General features: G+C 36.3%; 14 protein-coding genes. 3 read left to right on the forward strand and 11 right to left on the reverse strand.

Translation table 11 applies throughout. The features are described from left to right. Nucleotide 1 precedes the first annotated feature (1 nt). From JAZ75_RS05490 to JAZ75_RS05505, 4 genes are all read right to left on the reverse strand, one after another. A complete protein-coding gene (locus tag JAZ75_RS05490; RefSeq protein ID WP_183916324.1) occupies nt 2-1,051 on the reverse strand; it encodes a UDP-glucose--hexose-1-phosphate uridylyltransferase in 1,050 nt (349 codons plus the stop codon). Between the two features lie 179 nt (nt 1,052-1,230). Beyond that, nucleotides 1,231-2,505, reverse strand: coding sequence for a metallophosphoesterase (locus JAZ75_RS05495; protein ID WP_132843503.1), 1,275 nt, complete (start codon nt 2,503-2,505; stop codon nt 1,231-1,233). An 18-nt stretch (nt 2,506-2,523) separates the two neighbouring features. Next, nucleotides 2,524-3,552, reverse strand: a complete 1,029-nt coding sequence (gene hemH, locus JAZ75_RS05500) for a ferrochelatase (RefSeq protein ID WP_208700484.1) — start codon at nt 3,550-3,552, stop codon at nt 2,524-2,526. 81 nt (nt 3,553-3,633) lie between these two features. Continuing rightward, nucleotides 3,634-4,482 (reverse strand): 4-hydroxy-3-methylbut-2-enyl diphosphate reductase, encoded by an 849-nt coding sequence (locus tag JAZ75_RS05505; protein ID WP_168127916.1) that lies wholly within the window; start codon nt 4,480-4,482, stop codon nt 3,634-3,636. A gap of 150 nt (nt 4,483-4,632) precedes the next feature. Here JAZ75_RS05505 and JAZ75_RS05510 point away from each other — a divergent pair, with 150 nt between their 5' ends. Then, a complete protein-coding gene (locus JAZ75_RS05510) occupies nt 4,633-5,052 on the forward strand; it encodes a nucleoside-diphosphate kinase (protein ID WP_132771610.1) in 420 nt (139 codons plus the stop codon). A 59-nt stretch (nt 5,053-5,111) separates the two neighbouring features. Here JAZ75_RS05510 and ybeY read toward each other — a convergent pair whose 3' ends face one another. After that, complete coding sequence (ybeY, locus tag JAZ75_RS05515) at nt 5,112-5,546, reverse strand: rRNA maturation RNase YbeY (protein ID WP_021187988.1); 435 nt, start codon at nt 5,544-5,546, stop codon at nt 5,112-5,114. Between the two features lies 1 nt (nt 5,547). Then, nucleotides 5,548-5,961: a Holliday junction resolvase RuvX gene (gene ruvX / locus JAZ75_RS05520; RefSeq protein ID WP_208700486.1), complete on the reverse strand. Its 414-nt coding sequence runs from the start codon at nt 5,959-5,961 to the stop codon at nt 5,548-5,550. 111 nt (nt 5,962-6,072) lie between these two features. Between ruvX and def the strand changes: the two genes are divergently transcribed. Beyond that, nucleotides 6,073-7,299 carry a peptide deformylase gene (def, locus tag JAZ75_RS05525; protein ID WP_165902449.1) on the forward strand — a complete coding sequence of 409 codons (1,227 nt, stop codon included), beginning with the start codon at nt 6,073-6,075 and terminating at the stop codon, nt 7,297-7,299. Nucleotides 7,300-7,938: 639 nt separating this feature from the next. Here the strand turns inward: def and JAZ75_RS05530 are convergent. The 3 genes from JAZ75_RS05530 to dnaG are packed head-to-tail and all read right to left on the reverse strand — an operon-like array spanning nt 7,939 to nt 11,350. Continuing rightward, nucleotides 7,939-8,976: a glutaminyl-peptide cyclotransferase gene (locus tag JAZ75_RS05530; RefSeq protein WP_183916328.1), complete on the reverse strand. Its 1,038-nt coding sequence runs from the start codon at nt 8,974-8,976 to the stop codon at nt 7,939-7,941. A 13-nt stretch (nt 8,977-8,989) separates the two neighbouring features. Beyond that, nucleotides 8,990-9,352, reverse strand: coding sequence for a YraN family protein (locus JAZ75_RS05535; protein WP_132771615.1), 363 nt, complete (start codon nt 9,350-9,352; stop codon nt 8,990-8,992). A 3-nt stretch (nt 9,353-9,355) separates the two neighbouring features. Next, nucleotides 9,356-11,350 (reverse strand): DNA primase, encoded by a 1,995-nt coding sequence (dnaG, locus tag JAZ75_RS05540; RefSeq protein ID WP_208700488.1) that lies wholly within the window; start codon nt 11,348-11,350, stop codon nt 9,356-9,358. Between the two features lie 136 nt (nt 11,351-11,486). On the opposite strand from dnaG, the gene JAZ75_RS05545 reads away from it, so the two are divergent. Then, on the forward strand, nt 11,487-12,872 hold the full coding sequence (locus JAZ75_RS05545; protein ID WP_208700490.1) for a nucleotide sugar dehydrogenase: 1,386 nt from the start codon (nt 11,487-11,489) through the stop codon (nt 12,870-12,872). Nucleotides 12,873-13,077: 205 nt separating this feature from the next. Here the strand turns inward: JAZ75_RS05545 and JAZ75_RS05550 are convergent, their stop codons facing one another. Both JAZ75_RS05550 and JAZ75_RS05555 read right to left on the reverse strand, forming a co-directional pair. Beyond that, nucleotides 13,078-13,398, reverse strand: coding sequence for a hypothetical protein (locus JAZ75_RS05550; RefSeq protein ID WP_031286983.1), 321 nt, complete (start codon nt 13,396-13,398; stop codon nt 13,078-13,080). A gap of 155 nt (nt 13,399-13,553) precedes the next feature. Continuing rightward, complete coding sequence (locus JAZ75_RS05555; RefSeq protein WP_208700492.1) at nt 13,554-15,665, reverse strand: M3 family metallopeptidase; 2,112 nt, start codon at nt 15,663-15,665, stop codon at nt 13,554-13,556. Between the last annotated feature and the right edge of the window lie 153 nt (nt 15,666-15,818).

Here is a 15,818-nt window from a genome sequence, read left to right on the forward strand (position 1 = left end):
ATTAAACGTTTTTATAATGAGTCGTTGAGCAGTTTCTTAATTGTTGAGCTGCAAATTCAGGCGTAATATCACGCTGTGGATTTGCCAGCATTTCATAACCTACCATAAATTTCTTAACCGTAGCAGAACGTAACAATGGTGGGTAAAAATGCATATGCCAGTGCCATTCCGGAAAGTCTCCACTATTCACCGGAGCTTGATGCATACCCGCAGAATAAGGAAATGATGTATTAAATAAGTTGTCGTAGCGTGTTGTCAACAATTTCAAAATTGAGGCCAGCTGTTCTTTCTCCTGATCTGTGAAAGCTAATATATTCTGTACAGGTCTTTTACTTACGATCATCGTCTCATACGGCCATGATGCCCAAAATGGAACTAACGCAACAAAACTGTCATTCTCTTCTATAATACGTTCATTTTTTCTCAATTCTGCTTGAACATATGCACTTAGCATGGTAACACCATGATTGTCAAAATATGTCTTTTGATTTTTCGACTCCTTCTGAAGTTCCACAGGAACATGATTTTGTGACCATATCTGACCATGTGGATGCGGGTTGCTACACCCCATTATAGCACCCTTATTTTCAAATATTTGAATATACTTTATCCACTCATGTTCAGCCAAAGCAGCAAACTCCTTTTGCCAAACATCTACTACCGCTTTGATTGCCGGAACTGACATTTCTGGAAGTGTCAGATCATGTCGTGGAGAAAAGGCGATAACTTTACAAATACCTTTTTCAGATTCCGCAATAAAAAGCTCATCTTCATTGATATCTGCCGTAGGCGTATCCTTCAAAAGTGCAGAAAAATCATTTACAAATACAAAACTCTCTTTATAATCGGGATTAACATCTCCATCAGCCCGTTCGTTCGTCGGACACAAATAACACTTCGGGTCGTATGATGGTCGTTGTTCTTGATTGTCATCTTCGACTTGTCCTTGCCATGGCCTTTTACTTCGATGTGGAGAAACGAGCACACGTTCACCAGTAAGTATATTCAACCGGGTATGAGGATCCGAATTAATTTCGAATGTTTGTTGCATGGTCTAATTTTTATTTCATAATTTTTGATCGTTAAAGATAGTAATTAGACTGTTAAGAAAATGACAATGACAATAAAAAAATAAGCACTCGATTGAGTGCTTATTTTTTTATTGTCATCAGCTAACATGTAGGAGAAGCATATTTAAATACCACATCCCTTATAAATGTTATTCTTTAATTATACGCGTGCTTTCGGATCATTCCCTTTTATAAGTTCAAAAATGGTGATCTCAGGCAATATTCCTACTCGACCCGGGTAACCTAAGAATCCATAGCCCACATTTACATAAAGTTGCTTATTGTTTTTTTCTCTATATAACCCGGCCCATTCTTTATACACATACTTTGCAGGACTCCATTGAACATTCTTAAGCCGAACACCAAACTGCATACCGTGTGTGTGCCCCGCGAACATGACGTCGATATCTGTATCTAGCACCTGAGCCCGCCAGTGCGAAGGATCGTGGGAAAGAAGTAATTTAACAGACTGTTCTTCTGTACCCAACAAAGCTTTTTGCAAATCGCCGTGCTTAGGGAATCGGCCGGTACCCCAGTTCTGTACACCAACAATAGCCAATTCTTCATTGTTAACTTTCAAAATCCGATTCTCATCATTCAAAAGATCCCAGCCCATTACTTTATGTGTCTCAATCAAGTCCTGAAGATTTTTTCTTTTAGCCGCTGAATCCTCTTTCCCAAAATAATAATCACCATAATCATGATTTCCTAAACTTGAGAACACACCTAAATCAGCCTTTACCCTTGAAAATATATCTTGATAATCGCGCATTTCTGAAGCGACATTATTAACTAAATCACCAGTAAAAAAAATAGCATCTGGTTTTTCATTCAGTAATAAGTCAACTCCACCATTTACGGCTTTTCTATTATAAAAAGAACCCGAATGCACATCAGAAATTTGTCCAATCTTCATCCCGTGAAAAGCTGCCGGCAAATTTGGCAAGTATAACTTTTGACGACGCACACGATAATCATACGCTCCCGAAATAATTCCCCAGCTTAAAGGCACCAATGGCGACGCACCAACCAAAATCCCCGCCTTTGTTAAGAAATCTGACCTTGTGATCCCTTTAACTGGCTCTTCAGCTATTGGCATTTCCAACACATTGACCGCTTGTTTGATCGTTTTTTTCGGGGTCAACAGTCTCGTTAGCCAAAGTCCTCCTCTCCTCAAATCATCCAGAATGAGAACAAAGAAAAAGAAGAATTTAGAAGCTGCTGTGAGAAAAAAAGCTACTAAAAAAACGGAACGAACTAGTAGTGGAATATTAAATTTAAAGGAAATGATAACTCCTAGAGAAAGCAAAATTGAATAACCCCACCAAAGAATCCCAAAAGTTTTAGTCTTTGCAAACTTGATCTTTGTTGCCTTTAATGCAAAAAAGATATAAAAGTCCAATAGAAGAAGTACAATTACATTTACTATTAACATCGTATTTTTAAGTTAGTATTAAGCATTCAAAGCCAAGTGCTTCAATGCTTCAATCCACTTAGGATCACCGTTTAGACTTTCAACCAATTGAACCTCTTCACCTCCCAAATGCTTAAACTCATTAGCATATTCCACGCCAATTTCATCTATTGTTTCAATACAATCGGCAACAAATGCTGGACTAAATACCAATAATTTCTTCTTGCCTTTTTGTGCCAAGTCCTCTAATAAACTTGACGTATAAGGTTGAATCCAAGGTTCTTTGCCTAATCTCGATTGAAAACAGATGCTATATTGTTCCTTTTCAAGACCTAATTCTTGCGCAATTGCTCTTGTAGTTGCATGACATTGTGACAGATAACAAAAAGAATTGACCGTATTTTTACACGAATCACAACCATCTTCCGGACAACTTAACTGCCTGGTTGGATCAACTTTCCCCAATTGACGTACAGGAAGCCCGTGATAACTAAATACAATATGGTCAAAATGAGCAATATCATGCTGTCTTGCATGATCTGCAAAGGTTTCAATCATGAGTGGCTCTTGACAATAACTACTTACAAAACTCATATTCGGTAAATAATTCCATTTACGAATCAGTTCCATCACGCGGTCAATAACAGATCCACTGGTCGCAGATGCATATTGCGGAAATAAAGGAATAACACGAATCGAATCCAGAAGCATTCCCTCCATATTTTTCAAAGCATTTTCAATAGAAGGATTCTGGTAACGCATGGCCAATTCGACATGATAATCCTCCCCTAAAGACTTCTGCAAGAGATCACGCTGTATAATGCTGTAATGCATCAAAGGAGAACCTGTTTCCTTATCCCAGATTGTTTCATAAATTTTAGCAGACTTCGGAGCGCGCGTAGGAGCTATGATTCCCCTAACTAAAAGTGTTCTATTGATATATGGAATATCAATTACCCTTCCGTCCATTAAAAATTCTGTTAAATATTTTCTTACATCTGATGTGGCAGGACTATCCGGAGTCCCCAGTTGAACTAATAAAATTCCTTTGGTAGCTTTCTTACTCATTTGAAACAAAAGTATGAAAATTAGATCGTAGATATTGCTATCTACGACAATATGAAATATTTATGACGCGTAATTGTGAGGTTATATTGCTTCTAAGTAAGCTTTGACTTCTTTCATCAGCCACATAGGTGTTGAGGTCGCTCCACAAATACCCACACGATCGCCTTCTTTGAAAACTGTTACATCAATCTCTCCAACTTCTGAAACAAAATAAGTATCAGGATTTTCTTTTAAGCAAACTTCAAAAAGAACTTTACCATTGGAAGATTTTTTACCCGAAACAAAAACAATTTTGTCATACATCTTGGCGAAGTGTACCAGATCTTCGTAACGATTAGAAACTTGGCGACAAATTGTATCGTTTGCTTTTACTTCATAGCCTCTCTTAATCAACTCATCTTTGATCTGATAAAACTTATCTACACTCTTCGTCGTTTGGCTATAAAGTGTAAAGGATGCTGGCAAGTCGGCATCATCCAGCTCAGCAATATCCTGAAAAACTAAAGCTTCATCATTAGTTTGTCCCTGCAAACCAACAACCTCAGCATGGCCATGCTTCCCAAAGATGAGGATCTTCTCATCCTGATCAAAAGAAGTTTTAATTCTATTTTGCAACTTAAGAACAACGGGGCACGATGCATCAATTAGCGTAATATTATTCTCTAGAGCGATCTTATAAGTTTCTGGAGCTTCACCATGTGCACGGATAAGGACTTTTTCATGTTGTAAAGTGGGAAGAACATCATGAGCAATGATCCGCAAACCCTTTGCTTTTAGTCGAGCAACTTCTTCATCATTATGTACAATATCGCCTAGACAGTACAAATAACCATCTTCCTCAAGAATTTCCTCAGCCATGTCTATTGCATAGACTACACCAAAGCAAAAACCGGAATCCTTATCAATATCAACTGTTAGATTTAATGCCATAATAGTACAAAGTTAATCATTTCTAGACACGCAAAGAAAATACTTTTTATCAAAGAAAAAGTTACATAAAAATAGTCGTAATGATAATATAATATGCTTATCTTTCAGTTATTGGTGGAAATCATTACTTTTGCAAAAAAAATAACATTAATGGCAACTAACAGAACTTTTACGATGATCAAACCAGATGCAGTAGCAAATGGTCACATCGGCGCTATTTTGAATGATATTATTGCTGGTGGTTTCAAAATCGTAGCAATGAAATATATTCAATTGACTACAGAAACAGCGGGTGCTTTTTACGCAGTACACAGCGCGCGTCCTTTCTACGGAGAATTAGTAAACTTTATGACTTCAGGTCCTATTGTTGCTGTTATCTTGGAGAAAGAAAATGCAATTGAAGATTTCCGTACTTTAATCGGTGCTACTAACCCTGCTGAAGCTGCAGAAGGTACCATCCGTAACAAATATGCAAAATCTATCGATGCTAATGCGGTTCATGGTTCTGATTCAGATGAAAACGCTCAAATCGAAGGTGCATTTTTCTTTTCTCAATTCGAGAGATTTTAGTCTTAATCAAATCATATAAAAAAGGCTTGCAATAGTATTATTGCAAGCCTTTTTTATATCTAAAAATCTCGTTTCCCAAGATACTCATTCTCTTTAGCCGTCATCAACGTTTTATCTTCGGGTTTTTTATCATGGTATCCACATAAATGTAATACGCCATGCATAATCACGCGCTGTAACTCATCTCTACTATCAACTTTAAATTTAGCAGCATTTTCTGTAATACGCTCAACACTGATAAATATATCACCAGCAATCACATCATCATCTTCCGAGGAGTCAAAAGTAACAACATCTGTATAAGTATCATGATTCAAATACTGCTTATTAATTTCCAATAAATAAGCATCTGAACATAAGATAAAGCTTAGTTCACCAACACGCTTAAATCCTTCAGCCTTGATTGTATCCACAATCCACTGACGAATTTTTGCCTTTTCCTTTAATTTAAAATCAATATCTTCTACAAAGAATAGAATATCTTTTAATGCCATATTAAAATGCTTTAGTTTCCATATATGTCTGCAAGATCAAGGTTGCTGATATGGTATCCACAATACCCTTTTCTTGTCTTTTATTTTTTTTCTTACAGCTTTGAGCGATAACAGCAGCGGCCATTTTTGACGTAAACCGTTCGTCTATTTCAATAATAGGGATCAAAGGGTATGTTTTCTTTAACCGTCTTGCAAATCCTAAAATATGAATCGCAGACTCCGAATTCGTCCCGTCCATTTGCAAAGGCTTGCCCAATACAAACGTCTCCACCTGCTCTGTTTTAAAATAATCTTCTAAGAACTCCCAAATTTTATCCGGATGCACCGTCGTTAATGCTGTTGCAATTATTTGCATCGGATCTGTCACTGCAATACCGATCCTTTTTGTTCCATAATCAAAAGCCATTAATCTCATAACGATGCCTATTTTAAATATTTTGACAAAAATACGATTCTGTTTCTGTAAAATAGATTCCCTATTGATCAAAAAAAATCTATAAATTTGCTAGACTTTAAATTAAAATGAATGAAATACACCATATTAATTGGGCTTTTCTTAATTACTGTAAGTATAAAAGCAAATGCTCAAGATTACCAGGCGCTTATTCTAAAAGATCGCCAAGAAAAAGCTTTGAGTCTCTCCAAGTCAAAATTCGGTCCTTTACCGGCAGACCAGGTACAGTTTTTAGATTATTTCCCAGTAGATAAAGCATACCAAGTGACGGCGGACGTTACCTTATTAATAGGAGAAGAAACGTTCAAAATGCCCACTTACGATGGAACTAGCAACCCCTATAAACGTTATGCTATTTTAAATTTCACTTTAAACAATAAACCCTATCAACTGACAGTTTATCAAAGTGCGGCGCTATTTCAAAATCCACAATACAAAAACCACCTCTTTCTACCCTTTTTAGATTTAACAAACGGTCAGGAAAGCTATAGTGGTGGACGTTATATTGATTTATCAACGGAGGACATCATAAATGGCAAAGCAACTATAGATTTTAATACCGCTTACAACCCTTACTGTGCGTACAGCAATGGCTATCGCTGCCCTGTACCACCTCAAGAAAACATTTTAGAGACAAAGATTATGGCAGGAGAAAAAGCTTTTCATAAACAAAAAAACGAAAGACCAGTAGATATTCAGGCAGGACAAAATTTTAGCGCAGATGATCTTAAGATCATCAATAATGGTACAGAAACAGAAAAATTACGTGTGCTACAAATTACAAATGAGAAAGATCTGACTGTATTAACGACCACTTCTGTTGACCTTAAATTTGATGACCCATCGATCGCAATCTTAGAAAAAAGAATGTTTAGCACAGTCCAAGATCCAGAGCATGCTGGCGTTGGCATCGCGGCCCCGCAAATAGGAATAAATAAAAACTTAATTGTTGTACAACGATTTGATAAAGTAGGTGAACCTTTTGAAAGTTACATTAACCCTAAAATTATTTGGCGATCAAAATTCATCAGAAAGGGAGTTGAAGGATGCTTATCAATACCTGATCGTCGGGAAGAGGTACTTCGCAGTAATACCATCCGCTTACAATATATTAGTAAAGAAGGCAAAATAAAGGAGGAAAATATTGAGGGGTTTACTGCCGTTATTTTTCAGCATGAAGTAGACCATTTATATGGAATACTTTACCCAGACCGTGTGGAAGAGGCTCAAAAAGAAGAATTTGAACCCCTAAGTGATAAAATGCAGTTTTATATTAAGCCAAATACGTTACGCCCTTAATAAAAAAATGGATCGCTATGGATGTTATTAAAAATATCCATAGCGATCCATTGTTACTTGAGCATCACCGATTGGCATACAATCATAAATTTCTCCTTTACCATCGAGATCTGCTTGATAAAAGAAAAATATTTTGCAAAATGAATTAATTCAATAGCTATGACTTATTATCCCTAGCTATTAATTCAAACGATCTAAGTCCTGTTAGAAAAGGCAATGACCCTATAGCAACAAATACATTTCCTACCACCTGTATTTGGTAAAGCGTAAACAAATGACCTCCCTTCATGGCAGTTGAAACAACTTACTATCTAATAGGGATCATCTTATAATTTCCTTAAGTTTTTATAGTGTGATAATAGAGGGTTTGTAGAGGGTTCATAGAGGTAAAGCTCTATAAATCCTCTACAAACCCTGCCTTTAGGCTATTAAATATTCCTACTAAAATCTAACAAGATTCAAAGGTGTCTCTCATAAGATTCCCAGCAAATCTATATGTCTATCTAAGGGAGGTAATGCGTCCAAAACTTAAGACAAAAAAAAAGAGCATAAAATCTATTTATGCTCTTTTTTCAATCTTCATCGCATCAAAGCTACTGATTGAAAATAGATATTTTTTAATGTGACAAGGTAGGTAGCCTAACGGGCGATCATCTTGATTTCAAATAAAGTATTCCAAAGTTTTCCAGTGACAAACAATCTTTTACCTGCTTGATCATAGGCGATACCATTCAACTCATTATCGTATTGTGCATGCTGATAGATCCCAACTAAATTAATTCGACCTTCTACGATTCCAGTTTCAGGATTTATAATAGCAATAATATCCTTTTCATATACATTCGCATACACTTTACCATCAATATACTCCAGTTCATTTAGAAAATTCACCTGACCATTTTCGTCATAAACATCAACAGAACTCATTTCTTGCTGTGTATTCGGATCTAAAAAATATAATTTATTGGATCCATCAGACTTAATTAATCTTTTGCCATCGTAGGTTAAGCCCCAACCTTCTTTACTATCCTTATAAGGAAAAGTTTTCTCCAGTTCAAAACTTGATTTATTAAGAACAAAACCTTCCATATTTTTCCATGTCAACATCACGATTTTATCTCCCATGATGGTCATTCCTTCACCAAAATATTTTTCTGAATCAAACTCTTTTTTCTGTAGCACTTTACCCGTTTTTAAGTCAACGCGTCTCAAGGAGGTAAGTGTACCTCCGCCACTACCTGTTGACTCATACAAAAACCCATTTTCATATTGTAACCCTTGGGTAAATGCTGTCGTATCATGTGGAAATTTATTGACAATTTCGAACCCATATTCTTTTGGAGCTGGTGGTACAATAGTGATGTATGCGTTTGCACTATCAATACTTGTTCCTTGATATACCTTTGCAGAAATATTGCGTGTACCCAAGGCTAAGTTCTTACTGTCTACCTGCACTGCAGAAGTATCTTTTCCAGAAGCAACCATCTTATCATCGATATAATATACAACCGAGTCCAGATCAGGTGAATTAAATTTGAGCTGAAATTGAATTGGATCACCTAGCTGAATTGATTGGCTAGCATCGGGTTTAGCAAACTCCAGTTTACCTGACTTCTTCGTTTTACAGGCACTTAAACCAAGTACTAAACCTAAGAGGATATAGGTTGTTTTTTTCATATTAAATCTACTTTTATTCATTCCAAAACGCATCTTTGATGTGTTCTAATTGTATGTTATCTTTATCTGTGATGAGAACTGATATAATGTCAAAGCGAATTTCTCCAGTCACATCATATTTTTTCAAATATACATCTGCAGCTCTTGTCAATTTTCGTTTCTTCTGCCAGTCAACAAACTCAAACGGTTCTCCGTAATCAAGCTTACGACGAGTTTTTACCTCAACAAAAACTAAAATACCGGCATCTCTGACTATCAAATCTACTTCTAAATTCTTATATCGCCAATTTCTTAACAAAATTTCACACCCTAAATCCTGCAGAAATTTTTCCGCATAAGACTCTCCTAATTTGCCGAATTCAAGATGCTTGGCCATACTTTACTTGACTACGGTATTTCCGAGTAATCCTCCTAACATCTTCTCGGCATCTTTAAGTTTTTGATATTTGAAAATTAAAACTTCGACATTCGCGTCATCCTTTTCCGTCTTTAGCTCTTCACGGATCTTGACCATTTCACGGGTTATTTTACGTTTTTTGATACGGTAAATCGAAGTGACAACAAGCACTTTTAAATGCTCATATTCTTGAGTTACATAGATTTTACGTTTATCATCATTCCAGTTTTCACTCAGATTGTACTTGGACGCAACACAGTTAATAGCAAGCTCAGCAACAGCAGCGTCTTGATTAGAGTAAAACTGCTTAGCCTCCGGTATTTCAAATTTTTCAACCGCCTCACGATAAACATTTAAGATAAAAGCTGCGGCCTTGTCCTCAAAATTGACATCAGCGATATTACTTAGTAAAACCCCTGCTACTGGTATATCTCCGTCCCCTTCCCAGGTCGCCAGATAGTCGCCATAATTGATAAGAATCCGTATAATTTCACGTTCTTGAAGTATTTCTGAAGTAATCTGCTGCGCAGATGTCTCTGGTGCCAGCGGCGCGGCACCACCTCTTTCTTCATCGGTCATGAAAAAATCTGCAGGAGGTCCATCCATTGGTGGAGCCCCTGCCCCCATAACCGGAGTACTCTTCTTACCGAAATCCTTATCTGCTTTCTTAGATTTTGAAATTCGGATCTTATTTAATTCTGAAAGTAAGATTCGCTCTTCAATATCCAATAAATTACTGCACTCCCGTATAAAAACTGAAACTTTAATTTCATCCGGAATCAATGCGATACTCTCAACGACATCACGGATCACCTCTGCCCTTTTTATCGGATCATTATTGGTATCGCGAAGTAAAATTCTAGTTTTATAAAAAATAAAATCTTGTTGATTCTCTTTGATATAGGACTTAAATACGGAAGAACCATAAGTCTTTACATACGAATCGGGATCATTACCATCTGGGAAAAGCAAAATCTTAACATTCAAACCTTCCTCCAGCAACATATCCGTTCCCCGAAGAGAAGCTTTAATTCCAGCTTCATCTCCATCATAAAGAATTGTTACATTTTTTGTGAAGCGCGCAATAAGTCGAATCTGTGCTGTCGTCAATGATGTACCTGATGAAGATACCACATTTTCTACACCTGCTTGATGGGTAGATATTACATCTGCATATCCTTCTACCAAATAGCAGTTATCCTCCTCCATGATTGCTTTTTTCGCAAAATTGAGTCCATAAAGCACATCTGACTTATGGTAGATATCGCTCTCTGGTGAGTTTACATATTTGGGAACTTTCTTATCTGTCTTTAATGTCCTTCCTCCGAAACCGATTACTCTTCCAGTCAAATTATGGATAGGAAACATAACACGTCCGCGGAAACGATCGTATAAGCTTTTATCATCGCGCTCGATCGCGAGCCCAATTTCCTTCAGATAGTCAGGATGAAAACCCGCTTTGGTCGCTGCATCAACAAGTGCAGTCCAATTATCGGGGGAATAGCCCAATTCAAATTTTTTAATGATATCTTCCCGATAGCCACGTTCCTTAAAGTAGTGCAGGCCAATAACCTGCCCCATCTCTGTGGTCCACATTTCATCTTTGAAAAATTTACTGGCCCATGCACTCAACACATATAAACTTTCTCTCTTATCTTGAGCCGCTAACTGTGCTGGCGAGCGTTCAACCTCTTCAACCTCTATACTGTATTTATTAGCGAGGTATTTAATGCCTTCCGGATAAGAAAATTTCTCCAGTTCCATCACGAACTTCAACGAATCTCCTCCAACCCCGCATCCAAAACATTTATAGATTCCTTTGGAAACAGAAACGTGAAAAGATGGCGTCTTCTCATGATGAAAAGGACAGTTACCAATAAGCGATGTACCCCTCTTTTTCAAGTCTACAAAATCACCTACAACCTCCTCTATTCGAGCAGCATCCAACACCTTATCTATTATCTCTTGCTTGATCAATTTCGTATCCTTTTATAATCAGTAAATTTAATAAATATATAAGCAATTACAACATCAAATTCATCGGCATTCCTGCTATCCAAACTAAATATTTTACTATTTTTGCAATACCATAAGAATGCTGAAATAGAAAGCTATGTCATTTAATATCAAAAAAATCTGTTGTATCGGTGCTGGATATGTAGGCGGACCGACGATGTCTGTTGTTGCTCAACAATGTCCTCATATCCAAATCACCATTGTTGATGTCAATGTCGAACGTATTGCGGCCTGGAATGACGAAAATTTGGATAACCTTCCGGTCTACGAACCAGGGCTAACACAGATTGTCGCTGAGGCAAGAGGTCGTAATCTATTTTTCTCTACTGATGTCGATAAAGCTGTAGATGAAGCAGATATGATTTTTATTTCTGTCAATACCCCTACCAAAAACTACGGAAAAGGAAAAGGGATGGCTGCTGATCTCAAATACATTGAATTATGTGCGAGACAAATTGCTTCTGTTGCAAAAACAGATAAGATTATTGTCGAAAAATCTACTTTACCTGTGCGTACTGCAGCAGCATTAAAAAGTATTCTCGACCATACAGGCAATGGTGTTAATTTTCATATCCTATCCAATCCAGAATTTTTAGCCGAAGGTACTGCTATTCAAGACTTATTAGCCCCGGACCGCGTGTTAATTGGTGGAGAAAATCAAGAAGCAATTGATACGCTCGTAAAAATTTACCAAAATTGGGTTCCTGACACTAACATTTTGACGACTAACTTATGGTCTTCGGAATTATCTAAATTGACGGCAAATGCCTTTTTGGCACAACGCGTTTCATCGATAAATTCGATCTCTGAACTCTGCGAAAAAACAGGTGCCAATGTGGATGAAGTTTCTAAAGCAATTGGCATGGATACCCGTATTGGTTCAAAATTTTTAAAGGCATCTGTTGGGTTTGGCGGTTCCTGTTTTCAAAAGGATATTTTAAACCTTGTGTATATTGCAAGAAGTTATGGTCTGAATGAAGTCGCAGATTATTGGGATCAGGTCATCATCATGAATGATCACCAAAAACAGCGCTTTGCAGATAATATCATCCAAACTTTGTACAATACAGTATCAGGAAAGAAAATTACATTCTTGGGATGGGCTTTTAAAAAGGATACAAATGACACTAGAGAATCTGCAGCTATTTACGTTGCTGATTACTTATTAAGTGAACAAGCTGAAATCACGATATACGACCCTAAAGTCACAGCCGAACGTATCTACGCTGATCTCGATTATTTAAATACAAGAAGTCCTGAAGAAAATAGAGCACTTGTAAAGGTCGTAAATGATCCCATTCAGGCATGCCAAGACGCCCATGCTATTGCTGTGTTAACGGAATGGGATAAGTTTAAAAACTATGACTGGTACACCATAAAACACCAAATGAAACGACCCGCTTTTATATTTGATGGCAGAAAACTGTTAAACAGAAAGTACCTGGAAGATCTAGGATTTAAATATTATGCTATCGGCGAATAAGTCTATGCATTTCTGTAATAAAAAAAGGGTTGTTTTCAAACAACCCTTTTTTATTTACCAATTTTTTATGTATTGGGTTCGAGAGAAGTCCGAATATTATTTATTTGATTCGTATATAAATGAACATCGGACTTTAATAGTGCCTGTAAAGCCTTTTAAAAGAATAGAAGAAGAAAGTGGAAAAGGCCTACAGGACTTTTTATCTTTAGCTGGACATCATCTGATATATTTCGCTCATGTAAGTGGATTCTGACAGTGCATCCGAAAAATCATTCCATTCGGTTTCATTAAAAACAAAAACAATTTCTGGACAAGGTGTATCAATCAATACGCGCATATCACCATCAGGAAAGCTAAAATAGTTCCCTTTCACATTACTTCTCATCGTTGCGGAAACAAAGGACTCAAACTGAAGATAACCTAAACTTAATAGGAAAGAGTCTTGCCAGATATAAAATGTTTTACACTTCGTGCAATAACTGATATGAGATTTGCCTTTATGGCTGAGAACGACTGATTGACACATATGATTCGCTTTTATTTAAAACATGATACCTTGTGTGTATTTAGACTAATTATAAATAATAATCAAATGTAAAGATTAATTCCGAATCTGACGAATAAAAAAACAAAAAAAGGAGCAAAAATAATTTTGCTCCTTTTTTTTGTTTTTTTATGTGTTTAATTCAAGCCACGCTTAATTAACAAATATTTCGGATCTGGCTCCGCTCCTCTGAATATTTTGTACATCTGAGCAGGATCTCCTGTACCACCTTTTTCTAAGATATTACGGCGGAATGAATCTGCTGTTGGCTGATCATACAATGACTTTTCTTTAAAAGCTGCAAAAGCATCCGAATCCAATACTTCGGACCAGATATACGCATAATATCCTGCAGAATATCCTCCTTCAAAAATATGTTTAAAATAAGTACTTCTATAACGCGGAATAATAGCATCAATCAAACCTATTTTCTTCATTGATTCCTTTTCAAAGGCATTGATATCACCTTTTATAGGAGTAGTCGCAGCATGATAATTCATATCTAACAAAGAAGCTGCAAGGTATTCAACAGTTGCAAAGCCTTGATTAAACGTACCTGCTTTCTCCATTTTAGCAATTAAAGAATCTGGAATTGCTTCTTTAGTTTTATAATGCTTAGCATATTCTTTCAATACCGCGGCGTCTGCTGCCCAGTTTTCCATAATCTGAGATGGAAGCTCTACAAAATCTCTAGAAACGGACGTTCCGGCTAAGCTTTTATATTTTACATTTGATAATAAACCATGTAAGGCATGTCCAAATTCATGAAACAAAGTACTCGCTTCATCAAAAGTTAATAATGCCGGTTGGTCACCAACAGGTTTTGTGAAATTACAAACGATCGAGATTACAGGTGCATTACGTTTTCCCTCTTTCTTACTTTGATTACGGTAAGATGTCATCCAAGCACCGCTACTTTTCGAAGCGCGAGGAAAGAAATCGGCATATAATAATCCTAAGTGAGAACCATCTTTGTCCTTAACTTCATATACCTCAACATCCTTATGGTATACTGGCACATTATTTAAAGCAACAAAAGTTAATCCATATAATTTATTAGCAACAGCAAATGCGCCTTCTCGCACAGTCGGTAAACTAAAGTACGGTTTGATTTCATCCTCGTTTAATGCAAATCTATTCTTACGGATAATTTCAGTATAGTAACTCCAGTCATAAGGCGCTACTTCAAAATTTCCACCTTCAGCTTTAATTTCTTTATTAATATCAGTCGCTTCGCCTTTTGCTTTATTAAGAGCAGGTGTCCATAGTTTGTTTAATAATGCATATACATTAGTAGGATTTTTGGCCATTGACTCTTCCAATACATAAGCTGCGTATGACGGATATCCTAGTAACTTAGCTTTTTCTAAACGTAGGTTAGCTATTTTTCTAAGGACTTCCTTATTATCATTTGCGTTATCGTTATTACCACGCATTTGATATGCTTCCCAAATTTGCTTTCTTAAATCTCTGTTTTTAGCATATTGCAAGAATGGCATAACAGAAGGATTCTGCAAAGTAAATAACCATTTCCCATCTTTTCCTTTAGCTTTTGCTTCTTCCGCGGCCGCAGATTTCAATGATTCTGGTAAACCATCTAATTGGTTTGCACTATCAATAATCAATTCAAATGCGTTAGTTTCGGCCAATACATTCTGTCCAAAATCAACAGTTAACCCTGCTAATTCGGAATTGATTTTTTTTAATTTAGTTTTATCAACATCTTTTAAATTTGCCCCTGAACGCACAAAATTCTTATAAGTATCCTCTAATAGTTTAAGATCCTCAGCATCCAATCCCAATGATGATTTCTTATCCCAAACTGTTTTAATACGATTGAATAATTTGCTATTCATTGAGATCTCATCGTAATGACCCGTTAATATAGGAGCCATTTCTTTATCTAATGCATTAATACTATCATTTGTATTAGCCTTGCTTAAATTATCAAATACACGCGAAACGTTACCTAGTAAACTTCCTGCATTTTCGATTGCTAAAATTGTATTCTCAAAAGTAGGTTCTTCTGTATTATTTACAATTGTATCAATTTCTAAATTATGAACTTTAATAGCTTCTTCATAAGCTGGTTTGAAATGTTCGTCTTTGATTTTATCAAATGGAGGAACATTAAATGGAGTATCATATGCTAATAATAGCGGATTATCTGTCATTTGTTTCTTTTCCTCGCAACCAACAAAGGCAGTTGCCACAATTAAAAAAAATGGCAAAAGTCGTTTTTTCTTCATTATATATCTTTTTATTCTCGCAATAATTTGGGCAAAGTTACAAATATTTGTGTAAGTAATACTTTTTAGAAAGATCAAAATAAGTATTGTATATTTATCACAATATTGTAATAACCAGAAAAGTACTGAAACTATTTTATAATTTTGTTGTCT

The sequence above is a fragment of the Sphingobacterium sp. UDSM-2020 genome, from assembly GCF_016132525.1.
GTDB lineage: Bacteria > Bacteroidota > Bacteroidia > Sphingobacteriales > Sphingobacteriaceae > Sphingobacterium > Sphingobacterium anhuiense.

Excerpts from the sequence above, each read along its gene's own strand:
- JAZ75_RS05510 (WP_132771610.1), top strand. The coding sequence starts at position 4,633 with ATGGCAACTAACAGAACTTTTACGATGATCAAACCAGATGCAGTAGCA.
- JAZ75_RS05535 (WP_132771615.1), bottom strand. The coding sequence starts at position 9,352 with ATGGCCAAGCATCTTGAATTCGGCAAATTAGGAGAGTCTTATGCGGAA.
- JAZ75_RS05545 (WP_208700490.1), top strand. The coding sequence starts at position 11,487 with ATGTCATTTAATATCAAAAAAATCTGTTGTATCGGTGCTGGATATGTA.
- JAZ75_RS05505 (WP_168127916.1), bottom strand. The coding sequence starts at position 4,482 with ATGGCATTAAATCTAACAGTTGATATTGATAAGGATTCCGGTTTTTGC.
- hemH (WP_208700484.1), bottom strand. The coding sequence starts at position 3,552 with ATGAGTAAGAAAGCTACCAAAGGAATTTTATTAGTTCAACTGGGGACT.
- JAZ75_RS05495 (WP_132843503.1), bottom strand. The coding sequence starts at position 2,505 with ATGTTAATAGTAAATGTAATTGTACTTCTTCTATTGGACTTTTATATC.
- ybeY (WP_021187988.1), bottom strand. The coding sequence starts at position 5,546 with ATGGCATTAAAAGATATTCTATTCTTTGTAGAAGATATTGATTTTAAA.
- JAZ75_RS05490 (WP_183916324.1), bottom strand. The coding sequence starts at position 1,051 with ATGCAACAAACATTCGAAATTAATTCGGATCCTCATACCCGGTTGAAT.
- JAZ75_RS05530 (WP_183916328.1), bottom strand. The coding sequence starts at position 8,976 with ATGAAAAAAACAACCTATATCCTCTTAGGTTTAGTACTTGGTTTAAGT.
- JAZ75_RS05550 (WP_031286983.1), bottom strand. The coding sequence starts at position 13,398 with ATGTGTCAATCAGTCGTTCTCAGCCATAAAGGCAAATCTCATATCAGT.
- ruvX (WP_208700486.1), bottom strand. The coding sequence starts at position 5,961 with ATGAGATTAATGGCTTTTGATTATGGAACAAAAAGGATCGGTATTGCA.
- JAZ75_RS05555 (WP_208700492.1), bottom strand. The coding sequence starts at position 15,665 with ATGAAGAAAAAACGACTTTTGCCATTTTTTTTAATTGTGGCAACTGCC.
- def (WP_165902449.1), top strand. The coding sequence starts at position 6,073 with ATGAAATACACCATATTAATTGGGCTTTTCTTAATTACTGTAAGTATA.